Annotated in this window: 9 protein-coding genes; 7 read left to right on the forward strand and 2 right to left on the reverse strand. The window is 67.9% G+C overall.

Annotation, left to right across the window (positions count from 1 at the left end):
• Positions 1–85: 85 nt before the first annotated feature.
• The 5 genes from ACA097_RS12385 to ACA097_RS12405 all read left to right on the forward strand — a co-directional run bounded on the left by ACA097_RS12385 (position 86) and on the right by ACA097_RS12405 (position 6221).
• Entirely contained in the window at positions 86–1018 is a 933-nt protein-coding gene (locus ACA097_RS12385) for a LysR family transcriptional regulator (RefSeq protein ID WP_371370279.1), read from the forward strand.
• A gap of 44 nt (positions 1019–1062) precedes the next feature.
• Entirely contained in the window at positions 1063–1518 is a 456-nt protein-coding gene (locus ACA097_RS12390; RefSeq protein ID WP_371370280.1) for a GNAT family N-acetyltransferase, read from the forward strand.
• Between the two features lie 273 nt (positions 1519–1791).
• A complete protein-coding gene (locus ACA097_RS12395; RefSeq protein ID WP_371370281.1) occupies positions 1792–3873 on the forward strand; it encodes a 3-hydroxyacyl-CoA dehydrogenase NAD-binding domain-containing protein in 2082 nt (693 codons plus the stop codon).
• 10 nt (positions 3874–3883) lie between these two features.
• The gene (locus ACA097_RS12400) at positions 3884–5080 is read left to right on the forward strand and encodes an acyl-CoA dehydrogenase family protein (protein WP_043248036.1); all 1197 of its coding nucleotides are present in this window, start codon (positions 3884–3886) and stop codon (positions 5078–5080) included.
• A 10-nt stretch (positions 5081–5090) separates the two neighbouring features.
• The gene (locus ACA097_RS12405) at positions 5091–6221 is read left to right on the forward strand and encodes an acyl-CoA dehydrogenase family protein (protein WP_371370282.1); all 1131 of its coding nucleotides are present in this window, start codon (positions 5091–5093) and stop codon (positions 6219–6221) included.
• Positions 6222–6528: 307 nt separating this feature from the next.
• Here the strand turns inward: ACA097_RS12405 and ACA097_RS12410 are convergent, their stop codons facing one another.
• Positions 6529–7314 (reverse strand): IclR family transcriptional regulator, encoded by a 786-nt coding sequence (locus tag ACA097_RS12410; protein ID WP_043248034.1) that lies wholly within the window; start codon positions 7312–7314, stop codon positions 6529–6531.
• A 183-nt stretch (positions 7315–7497) separates the two neighbouring features.
• Between ACA097_RS12410 and ACA097_RS12415 the strand changes: the two genes are divergently transcribed.
• Entirely contained in the window at positions 7498–9129 is a 1632-nt protein-coding gene (locus ACA097_RS12415) for an AMP-binding protein (protein WP_371370283.1), read from the forward strand.
• A 50-nt stretch (positions 9130–9179) separates the two neighbouring features.
• On the forward strand, positions 9180–10715 hold the full coding sequence (locus ACA097_RS12420) for a 3-hydroxyacyl-CoA dehydrogenase (protein ID WP_371370284.1): 1536 nt from the start codon (positions 9180–9182) through the stop codon (positions 10713–10715).
• On the opposite strand, the gene ACA097_RS12425 is transcribed toward ACA097_RS12420, so the two are convergent.
• Positions 10712–11797, reverse strand: coding sequence for an aminopeptidase (locus tag ACA097_RS12425; protein ID WP_371370285.1), 1086 nt, complete (start codon positions 11795–11797; stop codon positions 10712–10714). The genes ACA097_RS12420 and ACA097_RS12425 overlap by 4 nt on opposite strands.
• Positions 11798–11869 lie beyond the last annotated feature (72 nt).

An 11869-nucleotide genomic window follows, 5' to 3' on the forward strand; every position in this document is an offset into this window, starting at 1 on the left:
CTTTTTTCGGAAGTCGCATCCTAGACAGAAGCAATCCGCGCAAAAACCGGCTAATTTGCCTTTCACTGTTTAGCGGAGCTTCACAATGGACAACCTCAAGGGCATGGCCATCTTCGCCACCGTGGTCGCCCGCGGCTCCATGGCGGCAGCCGCCGAAACCCTTGGCATGACGCCTTCGGCGGTCAGCCAGCAGATCCGCAAACTGGAGGCCCACGCCCAGGTCACGCTGCTGCACCGCACCACGCGCAAGCTCACCCTGACCGAAGCCGGCGCCGCCTTTTATCGCAGTTGCGCGGAGATGCTGGCCATCGCCGAGGAAGCCGAGCAACGCCTGGGCGAATGGCGCGAGGCGCCGGTCGGCGAACTGCGCCTGGCCGCGCCTGTGGGCTTTTCCGGAAAGCTGATCACCGAAGCCCTACGCCCGCTGCTGGAAAACCATCGGCAACTGCGCCTGCAGCTGTTTTTCCACGACGAGCAGATCGACCTGATCGAGCAGCGCATCGACCTCGCCATCCGCGTCGGCAACCTGGCCGACTCCAGCCTGGTGGCGCGCCATCTCGCCGAATGGAACAACCTGGTCTGCGCGGCGCCGGTTTACTTGCGCCGCTGTGGCCCCATCGATCATCCGCAGCAGCTGCAGCAGGTCGACTGGCTGTCGCTAAACACCCGTGGCCAGGCCCATACGCTGCAATTCAACGGCCCGGACGAGGAGAGCTGCCGGCTGCGCCTGGAGCCCCGGGTCGCCGCCAACAGCATGATCGCCCTGCGCCAGTTCACCCTCGACGGCCTGGGAATTTCCCTGCAGCCGGAACCCGAAGTCCGCGAGGCACTGGAGGAGGGCAGGCTGGTGCGCCTGCTGCCGCAGTGGACGTTGCCAAGCTTCGGCATCTACGCCGTCACGCCACGCCGCGATGCCCAGCCGGCCAAGGTCAAGGTGGCCATCGAGGCGCTGCGTAGACACCTCGGTGGCATCGCGCCGATCCAGCGGGAAACGGCTGTGCGCTCACGCCCGGCGTGAGAGGATGATGCGCTTTCCCTAGCCACCTGCCGGAGATTCACGCCATGGACCTGACCTGGAGCTGCAAGCACCACAGCGAGCTGAGCAAGGAAGAGCTGTACGCCATCCTGCGCCTGCGCTGCGAGGTCTTCGTGGTCGAGCAGACCTGCCCCTACCAGGACATCGATGGCCAGGATCTCGCAGGCGACACCTGCCACCTCACCGCCCACGAAGGCGAGCAGATGCTGGCCTACCTGCGCCTGCTCGACCCGGAGACGCACAGCGGCGAAGTGGTGATCGGCCGTGTCATCACCGCTGCCGCCGGCCGCGGCCGCGGCCTTGGCCACCAATTGATGGAGCATGCCCTCGACGAGGCGGCCTTGCGTTGGCCGGGGCGGCCGGTCTACCTCTCTGCCCAGGCGCACCTGCAGGGCTACTACGGCCGGTATGGATTCCAGGCCGAAGGCGACGTGTACCTGGAAGACGACATCCCGCACATCGACATGCGCCGCCCGGCCTGACCCGGCGCAACACCAAAGCCGCCGCCCCGCATCGCCGGGCCGGCGGCTTTTTCATGCACGCGAGATACCCGCGAAGACACGGGGTTCCGCTTGGAGCGAGCCTGCTCGCGAATCCACTCGGCACCCAAACAATTCGCGAGCAAGCTCGCTCCTACAAATGCAGCTCGTCCGATGGCACTCACCTAGTCTCTCGACAAGCAAGAATGATCTTTATATTCTGCACAGCGAAATATGATTCCGTTAAACAACAAAATTACAACGGAGATTACGAGCATGTCCGAGGTGGTACGGGTCGAGCGCCAAGGCGACGTGGCCCTGATCAAAGTCGACAATCCCCCGGTCAACGCCCTGGGCCACGCGGTCCGCGACGGACTGCTGCGAGCCTTCCGCGAGGCCGAGGCGGACGCCGCCGTGCGTGCCGTGGTGCTCGTCTGCGAAGGCCGTACCTTCATGGCCGGCGCCGACATCAAGGAGTTCGGCAAGCCGCCGCAGGCGCCTTCGCTGCCGGAGGTGGTCGAGGCCATCGAAGCTTCGAGCAAGCCGAGCGTGGCCGTGATCCACGGCACCGCCCTGGGCGGCGGACTGGAAGTGGCGCTCGCCTGCCACTACCGCATTGCCAGGGCAGACGCACAGGTCGGCCTGCCGGAAGTGAAGATCGGCCTGCTTCCCGGCGCCGGCGGCACCCAGCGTTTGCCACGCCTGGTGGGCGTCGAGAAAGCGCTGGAGATGATCGTCTCCGGCAACCCGGTGAAAGCGCCGCAGGCCTTGGAGTACGGCATTCTCGACGCGATCGTCGAAGGCGACCTCGCCGAAGCCGGACTGGCCTGCGCTCGTCGCCTGCTGGACGAAGCGCGCGGTCCTCGCCGCACCGGCGAGCGCCAGGTGCAAGGCGACGCCGCGCTGATTGCCGCCAAACGCGCCGAAGTCCAGAAGCGCATGCCCGGCCTGTTCTCGCCGCTGCGCTGCGTCGAGGCGATCGAAGCCGCTGCGCAACTGCCGCTTGCCGATGGCCTGAAACGCGAGCGCGAGCTGTTCCAGCAGTGCCTGGAATCGCCACAGCGCGCGGCACTCATCCATGCCTTCTTCGCCGAGCGCGAAGCCGCAAAGATCGCCGGCCTGCCGGCCGACACACCGGTACGCGAAGTACGCAGCGCAGCAGTGATCGGCGGCGGCACCATGGGCGTCGGCATCGCCCTGTGCTTCGCCAATGTCGGCATCCCGGTGAAGTTGCTGGAAATCGACCCGTCGGCCCTCGACCGCGCCCTGCAACGCGCTCGCGGCACCTACCAGGCCAGCGTCGAGCGCGGCAGCCTCAGCGCCGAGGCCATGGAGAAGCGCCTGGGCCTGATCCAGGGCGTGCTCGACTACGAAGCGCTGGCCGATGTCGACCTGGTGATCGAAGCCGTGTTCGAGAGCATGGAAGTGAAGCGCCAGGTCTTCGAGCGCCTGGATGCCGTGTGCAAGCCCGGCGCCATTCTCGCCAGCAACACCTCCTCGCTGGACCTCGACGAAATCGCTGCCTTCACCCAACGTCCGCAGGACGTAGTCGGCCTGCACTTCTTTAGCCCGGCCAACGTCATGCGCCTTCTCGAAGTGGTGCGCGGCAAGGCCACCAGCGCCGAAGTGCTGGCCAGCGCCATGCAGATCGGCAAGCGCCTGAAGAAGGTCTCCGTGGCGGTCGGCGTGTGCGACGGCTTCGTCGGCAACCGCATGATCTTCCAGTACGGTCGCCAGGCCGAGTTCCTGCTGGAGGAGGGCGCCAGCCCCGCGCAGGTGGACAAGGCCTTGCGCGACTTCGGCATGGCCATGGGCGCGCTCGCGGTGCGCGATCTTTCAGGGCTGGACATCAGCCACGCGATCCGCGCGCGCCAGCGACCGAACCTCAAGCCCGGCCAGACCCTGCCCACGGTGCTCGACCACCTGTACGCCGCCGGCATGCTCGGGCAGAAGACCGGTGCCGGTTTCTACCTGTATCCCGAAGGCTCGCGCACGCCGCAGGAGAACCCTGCGCTGCAGGCGATGCTGGAAGCGTCCGCCGCCGCGCGCGGCATCGTGCGCCAGCCGGTGAGCGACGAGCACATCGTCGAGCGCTGCCTCTTCTCGCTGGTCAACGAAGCCGCGCGCATCCTCGACGAGGGCATCGCCCAGCGCGCCAGCGACGTCGACCTGATCTTCCTCAACGGCTATGGCTTCCCGGCCTGGCGCGGCGGCCCGCTGTTCCACGCCGACCGCCTTGGCCTGGACCACGTGCTGCAACGCATCCGCGAGTTCCACCAGCGCTTCGGCGCCTGGTGGGAACCGGCGCCGCTGCTCGAACGCCTGGTGGCCGAAGGCCGCCGCTTCGCCGATCTCTAAGGAGCCACCCATGGACATTCATTTCACCCCCGAAGAGCTGGCCTTCCGCGACGAAGTCCGCGCCTTCCTGAGCACCAAGCTGCCGCAGGACATCAGCACCAAGGTCCGCCTCGGCAAGCACCTGGGCAAGGCCGATCACCAGCGCTGGCAGCGCCTGCTCAACGAGCAGGGCTGGTACGCCACGCACTGGCCGGAGGAATTCGGCGGCACCGGCTGGAACGTCGTGCAGAAGCACATCTTCGAGGAGGAGTGCGCCGCCTTCGGTGCGCCGCGCACCATCCCCTTCGGCGTCAACATGGTCGCCCCGGTGATCATCAAGTTCGGCACGCCCGAGCAGCAGGCGCACTTCCTGCCGCGCATCCTCGACGGCACCGACTGGTGGTGCCAGGGCTACTCCGAGCCGGGCGCCGGCTCCGACCTGGCCTCGCTGAAGACCCGCGCGGTGCGCGACGGCGACCACTACATCGTCAACGGCCAGAAGACCTGGACCACCCTCGGCCAGCACGCCGACTGGATCTTCTGCCTGGTCCGCACCGACCCGGAGGCCCAGCAGCAGCGCGGCATCAGCTTCCTGCTGATCGACATGCGGACCCCCGGCATCACGGTGCGGCCGATCATCACCCTGGACGGCGACCACGAGGTCAACGAGGTCTTCTTCGACAACGTGAAGGTGCCGGTGGAAAACCTGGTCGGTCGCGAGAACGAAGGCTGGACCTGCGCCAAGTACCTGCTCACCTACGAACGCACCGGGCTGGCCGGCATCGGCGCGTCCAAGGCGGTGCTCGCGCACCTCAAGCGCGTGGCCAGCCGCGAACTGTGCGATGGCAAGCCGCTGCTGGAAGACCCGCTGTTCCGCGCCCAGGTGGCCGAGGTGGAAATGCAGTTGATGGCCATCGAGATGAGCACCCTGCGCATCCTCGCCGCTGCCCGCGAAGGCGGCGTGCCGGGCGCGGAAAGCTCGATCCTCAAGGTCAAGGGCACCGAGATCCGCCAGGCCATCAGCCATCTGCTGCGCAAGGTGCTCGGGCCTTATGCGCTGCCCTTCATCGAAGACGAATTCGACCTGGATAAGGGCGTCGAGCCGCTGCACGCCGACTACTCGACGGCGCCTGCCAGCCAGTACTTCAACCTGCGCAAGCTGTCGATCTTCGGCGGCTCCAACGAAATCCAGAAGAACATCGTCTCGAAGATGATTCTCGAGCTGTGAGGGCATGAGCATGGACTTCAAACTCAGCGAAGAGCAGCAAATGCTGCAGGACACCGCGGCGCGCCTGGTGCGCGACGATTACCCCTTCGACAAGCGCGAAGCTTTCAGCGCGAGCGCGCTGGGCTACAGCGCCGACTTCTGGCGCCAGCTCGGCGAGTTGGGGCTGACCTCGGTGTCCCTGCCTGAGGCCTACGGCGGCTTCGGCGGCGGCGTGGACAGCATGCTGGTGCTCACCGAACTGGGCCGCGGCCTGTGCCTGGAGCCCTACCTGCAATCGGTGGTGCACGCCGGCGGCTTGATCGCCCAGCTCGGCAGCGACGCGCAGAAGGACCACTGGCTGCCACGCATAGCCAGCGCGGAAGCGCAATTCGCCGTGGCCCTGGAAGAGCCGCAGAGCCATTACCAGCTGCACGACGTAAAGACCCGCGCGGAAACCGCGGGCGCCGGTTGGAAGCTCAGCGGGCGCAAAGCGGTGGTGATCGGCGGGCAGAGCGCCACGGCGATCCTGGTGTCGGCACGCACCGCCGGAAATGCGCGGGACGAGCAGGGCATCGGCCTGTTCCTGGTCGATCCGGACCAGCCCGGCGTGCAGCGCCGCGCCTATCCGACCATCGACGGGCAGGGCGCCTGCGAGCTGTTCCTCGACGGCGCGCTGGGTGAGGCGGTTGGTGTTCCTGGCGAAGCCCTGGCCGCGCTGCAATACCAGCAAGGGCGCGCCATCGCCGGCCAGTGCGCCGAGGCACTGGGCAGCATGCAGGAAGCCTGCGACCTGACCCTCGACTACCTGAAGACGCGCAAGCAGTTCGGCGTGCCGATCGGCAAGTTCCAGGTGCTGCAGCACCGCATGGTCGACATGCGCAGCGAGCTGGAGCAGGCCACCAGCATGGCCATCCTCGCCGCCTGCGTGGCCGACCAGCCGGACAGCGCCGAACGCAGCCGCACCCTGGCGGCGGCCAAGTTCATCGTCACCCGCGCCGGGCGCTTCATCGCCGAGCAGGCGATCCAGCTGCACGGCGGCATCGGCATGACCTGGGAATACGTGCTCGCGCACCACGCCAAGCGCCTGGTGAGCTTCAGCCACCAGCTCGGCGACGACGACCACCACCTGAAGGCCTACGCGAAGCTGATGGAAGTCGCCTGACGGCAGAACCTGTAGGAGCGAATCTCATCCGCGAATCGCGCCGGGCATTCCGGTTATCGCAGACAAGGTCCGCTCCTACAGGAGCACTTCCGTGGATGTTGTAGGAGCGGCCCATGGCCGCGATTCGCGCGCATGGCGCGCTCCTACAAGGATCGATCAGGCGCCGAGGCTCTCGATATTCCGCGCCAGCGCCGGGCATTCCGGTTATCGCGGACGAGGTCCGCTCCTACAGGAGCGCTTTCGTGGATGCTGTAGGAGCGGCCCAAGGCCGCGATTCGCGCGCACGGCGCGCTCCTACAGGGAGCGATCAGGCCCCGAGGCTTTCGATATCCCGCGCCAGCATCTCCAGCTCGTGGGCCAGCGAGCCCTTGAGGGTTTCCTCGCTGAGCTGGAAGGAGGGCGCGCCGCAGGTCAGCGCCATCAGCCCGCCGTCGGCCAGGCGCAGCGGTACGCCGGCGGCGCGGACGTTGCGGTCCCAATCGCCGAGAGACAGGCAGAAGCCGTTCTCACGGTATTCCTCGAAGGAACGCTCCAGCGAGGCGCGCAGCACCGACCAGTCGCCTTCGTGGCGGGCTTCCAGCGCCTGCAGCAGGTGTTCGCGCTCCTGCTCCGGGGTCGCCGCGAGATACGCGCGGCCGGCGGCTGTGGTCGCCAGCGGCAGGCGTACGCCGGCATCCATGCGCAGGGACGTCGCTTCCGGCGGACGGCAGTTCTCCACGTAGATCATCGACAGCCAGTCGCGGCAGGTCAGGCCCACGGTGGTGTTGGTGCGCTTGGCGAAGGCATCCATGTACGGCTTGGCCAGCTGGCGCACGCGCAGGTTCGACACGTAGGCGTAGCCGAGTGCGAGCACGCCGGAGTCGAGCTGGTACTTCTCGTGCTGCTGCGAGTAGGCGAGATAGCCGAGCTTCGTGAGCGTGTAGGTCATGCGCGACACGGTGGGCTTGGGCAGCCCGGTGATCCGCGCGATTTCCTGGTTGCCCAGCACCACCGAGCCATGGGTGAAGGCGCGCAGCACGTCGAGGCCGCGGGCCAGGGCCTCGACGAACTTGCGGTCCTTGGGCGTGCCGGTGTCTTCGATGTCGTCGCTCATGCTGCCTCGGCGGATGGAAAAGGGCGCCGGAGCCAGTTCCGGCGCGGGGCGAACGATAGCAGATCGACCCGGCGCAGACAGCAGCACGAGTGGTCGTTGCACCACCAAAGCCTATCGCATAACATCGATTTCGACATTGTGTTTCGCAGAGTAAAACAATAATTCACTAGCGGAGGGCTGATCGTGCCCATCACTGCCGAAGGTTACGTCGCCAGGCAAATCGCCGAGCACGCCTACCAGAATGTCCACGACCTGCTGCGCGACGCCGCTCGCCAGCACCCCGAGCGTCCGGCCTTCTCCTGCGGGCCGAGCAGCCTGAGCTTCGCCGAGCTGGAACGCCACTCCGACGCCTTCGCCCGCTACCTGCGCCACTGCGCCGGCCTTCAGCCCGGCGAACGCCTGGCGCTGATGCTGCCCAACTCGCTGCAGTACCCGATCGCTGCGTTCGGCGCGCTGAAGGCCGGCCTGGTGCTGGTCAACACCAATCCGCAGTACACCGCCGGCGAGCTCACGCACCAGCTGCGCGACTCCGGCGCGGTGGCCATCCTGCTGCTCGACCGCCAGCTGCCGCTGCTGCGCAACGTGCAGGGCGACAGCGCCGTACGCCAGATGCTGCTGACCTCGGTGGACGACATCGAGCAACCGCAATACGCCTGCGAAGAACCCGATGCCACGCGCTTCATGCAGGCCCTGCGCCTGGGCGCCGAAGCGCCGCCGCTGGACGCCGAGCCGGGCCTGGAGCGCCTGGCGCTGCTGCAATACACCGGTGGCACCACAGGCGTATCCAAGGGCGCCATGCTGACCCACCACAGCCTGCTGGCCAACGTCATCCAGACCCTCGAACTGTTCATGCGCCCCGGCCTGCTCGACCCCGCCACCGATGTGCGCATCGCGCCGCTGCCGCTCTATCACATCATGGCCTTCGCCACGAACTGCCTGAGCTCGGTGGGCATGGGCCTGCACACCGTGGTGATCCGCGACGGGCGCAACCTCGACGAGATCATCGGGGCCATGCGCCGCTATCCGTTCAGCCTGCTCAGCGGGCTGAACAGCCTGTTCGTCGGGCTGATGAACCACCCGGACTTCACCAGCATCGATTTCAGCCACCTGAAGTGGGTCACCAGCGGCGGCGGCCCGCTCAACCTCGAGGTCGGCCGGCGCTGGCAGGCGCTCACCGGCGCGCCCGTGCTGGAAGGTTTCGGCCTCACCGAGGCATCGCCGGTGGTCTGCACCAACACCCGGCAGACGCCCTATCGCGAAGGCTTCGTCGGCGCGGCGCTGATCGATACCGAGGTACGCATCCTCGACGAAGCGGGCAATCCCTGCGCCGTCGACGAGCCCGGGGAACTCTGCCTGCGCGGCCCGCAGGTGATGCTCGGCTACTGGCAGCGCCCGGAGGAAACCGCCCAGGTGCTCGACGCCGACGGTTGGCTGCGCACCGGCGATATCGCCCTGCAGGACGCCAACGGCCTGCTGAAGATCGTCGACCGCAAGAAGGACATGATCCTGGTCTCCGGTTTCAACGTCTTCCCCAACGAGGTGGAGGATGCCGCGATGCGCCACCCGGGCATCCGCGAGTGCCTCGCCATCGGCGTGCCGGACGCGCGCAAGGGCGAGGCGGTGAAGCTCTTCGTCAGCCTGCGCGACCCGGCGCTGGATGCCGCCGCGATCATCGCCCACTGCCGCGAGCACCTCACCGGCTACAAGGTGCCGAGCCATGTCGAGATCCTCGACGAGCTGCCCAAGAGCTCGGTGGGCAAGATGCTCCGCCGCGAACTACGCGACCGCGAACGGCAACGGAGCGACGCCTCGTGAGCACAGCGACTAAGGTTGAGACAGGCCAGTCACTCGAGGGCGCCTCGCGCATGCCTTCCAGCTCCCTTCCCGCTTTCCAGCGCATCGGTGTGATCGGCGCCGGCGCCATGGGCCGCGGCATCGCCCAGCTGTTCGCCAGCGCCGGCGTGCCGGTGAAGCTCTACGACAGCCGCGCCGAGGGCATCCAGCAGGCGCTGGCGTTCAACCGCGAGCTGCTCGAGCGCGCCGCCGCCAAGGGCAAGATCGACGCCGATACGCTGGCCGCCACCCTGCATCGCCTGCAGCCAGCACACAGCCTCGACGAGCTGGCCGACTGCGACCTGCTGATCGAAGCCATCGTCGAAGACCTCGACGCCAAGCAGGCGCTCTTCGCCGAGCTGGAAGCGCGCGTCAGCGATGACGCCGTACTCGCCAGCAACACCTCGTCGCTGTCGGTCACCCGCATCGCCGCGCGCTGCCGCCGGCCGCAGCGGGTCGCCGGCTTCCACTTCTTCAACCCGGCGCCGCTGATGCGCATCGTCGAAGTGGTGCGCGGACAGCGCACCGACGAGTCGGTGATCGCGCGCCTGTGCCGTCTCGCCGAGCAGGCCGGGCATTTCCCCGCGGTCAGCCCGGACAGCCCCGGGTTCATCGTCAACCACGCCGGCCGCGCCTACAGCACCGAGGCCCTGCGCATCCTCGGCGAGGGCATCGCCAGCGCCGCGCAGATCGACCGCATCCTGCGCGACGGCGCGGGCTTCCGCATGGGCCCGTTCGAGCTGTTCGACCTCACCGGGCTGGACGTTTCCCACGCGGTGATGGAATCGCTCTACCAGCAGTTCTACCAGGACCCGCGCTACCTGCCGTCGCCGCTCGCGGCGCAACGAGTCGCCGCCGGGCTGCTCGGTCGCAAGTCCGGCGAAGGCTTCTACCGCTACCAGGACGGCCAGCAACTGCGCGAGCCGGAGTCGCGCCCCTTGCCGGTGACGCTCGACCGGCCGTTCTGGCTCGACAGCCAGGACCCCGACCTGCGCCACCACGTCGGCCAGTTGCTGACCCAGGCCGGCGTGATCCTCGAAAGCGCCGAAGCCCCCTCGGCGCGCGCCATCTGCCTGGTCACCCCGCTGGGCGAAGACGCCAGCACGCGCATTGACGCCCTGGGCCTGCCGGCGGAGCGCAGTCTCGCGCTGGAGAGCTTCGGCGAGCTGGACAAGCGTCGCGTGCTGATGCGCCAGCCCGCCCTCGACCCGCAACTGGAAGCCCAGGCCCGCCAGGCGCTGGGCGCGGACGGCGTGCCAGTAGAAGTGATCAACGACTCGCCCGGCTTCATCACCCAGCGGGTGATCGCCAGCATCGTCAACCTCGGCTGCGAGATCGCCCAGCGCGGCATCGCCACGCCGGTTACGCTGGACCGCGCGGTGCAGCTCGCGCTCGGCTATCCGTTCGGCCCGCTGGCCTTCGGCGAGCACTACGGCGCGGCGCGCATCCTCACCATCCTCCAGGGCCTGCTGACCTGCTACGGCGAGCCCCGCTACCGGCCAAGCCCCTGGCTGCGCCGGCGCGTGCAGCTCGACCTGCCGCTGCACGCCCCGGATGTGGCCGACTAACCGGAACCGGCCAGGCGCGGCGGTGCTGCTTTCGACGCCAACTCTTCTGCACGCAGGGCGCCCAGCCTCGCCAGGCGCTGGGTGGAGGGTTGCGCGGCGAGGGCGCTCGCGGCGCTGAAGAAGCGAGTCCAGTCGCCACCCACTTGCCGGAACAGCGCGGCGAACGCCGGCACCCACTGGTCGTAGATGCCGAAAGGCGCCAGCGAAGCGTTGTTCAGCGGCGCATCGACCCAGGCGTCGTAGAGCCCCTTGCCGCCCCAGCGCCGGGTCATCTGCAGGTGATAGCGGTCGCGCAGGCGCTGGAATTCGGCAGCTTTGCGCTCACGCAGCTGCTCGGGCGGCAGGCCGCTGGCATAGAGGTTCTGCAGACGCTCTCGGGTCTCCAGGACCAGCTCGGTCAGCACGTCGCGCTGTGCGCGGGCGACGTCGGCGCCCGCTGCCCGGCCATGCGCCGCCAGCCACTGGCGCAAGCCTTCCTGCTGCACGAAGTTGGCGAGCGACTCGTTGAAGGCGCTGTCGCCGGCCACGTACAGGCGCTGGTGGGTGAGCTCGTGGAAGATCAGCTCGGCCAGGTGGCGGTCGTCGCTCAGCATGGTGCTGAGGATGGGTGCATCGTTGCGGCCGGGAATCACGAAGGATTCGGAGGTGCCTATGTAGGTCTCCAGGCCCTGTTCGCGCAGCACCGCCGCGGCCCGCTCGGCATCGCCGGGATGATAGAAGCCCAGGTAGCCGATGCAGCCGACCTGATCGAAACAACTGCGGTGCGGCTCGACGGAAAACTCGCTGGTGGCGAACAGGTTCCACATCGCGTAGTCGCGGTGCAGGTCGACGTAGGAGCGGTAGCTCGGGTTGTCCGGCAGGGCGAGTCGATGGCTGGCGAACTCGCGCGCGTCGGCCGCTGCAAGCAGCAGCTGGCGTGTGCGCGGATCGGTTCGAGGATCGGCGAGCACCGCGCTGAGCGGCTCGCGGTCCGCCTGCAGTTGCGTCTCTCCCTCACGCATTTGCTGCAGGTAGCTCTGGCCGGCGCAGGCCACCAGCAGCGGCAGGCCAAGGCAGAGCAGGGCACATCGGGATCCTCCCATGATGGCGCACCTCTGCCCGAGTAACCGGGGCCGGGCGGGTCCGAGATGGACCGAGGTTCGGGGCCCCGACTG

The organism is Pseudomonas sp. QL9, assembly GCF_041409665.1.
GTDB classification, from domain to species: domain Bacteria; phylum Pseudomonadota; class Gammaproteobacteria; order Pseudomonadales; family Pseudomonadaceae; genus Pseudomonas; species Pseudomonas knackmussii.

Coding starts and splice junctions, on each gene's coding strand:
- ACA097_RS12385 (WP_371370279.1), top strand. CDS start 86: ATGGACAACCTCAAGGGCATGGCCATCTTCGCCACCGTGGTCGCCCGC.
- ACA097_RS12390 (WP_371370280.1), top strand. CDS start 1,063: ATGGACCTGACCTGGAGCTGCAAGCACCACAGCGAGCTGAGCAAGGAA.
- ACA097_RS12395 (WP_371370281.1), top strand. CDS start 1,792: ATGTCCGAGGTGGTACGGGTCGAGCGCCAAGGCGACGTGGCCCTGATC.
- ACA097_RS12400 (WP_043248036.1), top strand. CDS start 3,884: ATGGACATTCATTTCACCCCCGAAGAGCTGGCCTTCCGCGACGAAGTC.
- ACA097_RS12405 (WP_371370282.1), top strand. CDS start 5,091: ATGGACTTCAAACTCAGCGAAGAGCAGCAAATGCTGCAGGACACCGCG.
- ACA097_RS12410 (WP_043248034.1), bottom strand. CDS start 7,314: ATGAGCGACGACATCGAAGACACCGGCACGCCCAAGGACCGCAAGTTC.
- ACA097_RS12420 (WP_371370284.1), top strand. CDS start 9,180: ATGCCTTCCAGCTCCCTTCCCGCTTTCCAGCGCATCGGTGTGATCGGC.
- ACA097_RS12425 (WP_371370285.1), bottom strand. CDS start 11,797: ATGGGAGGATCCCGATGTGCCCTGCTCTGCCTTGGCCTGCCGCTGCTG.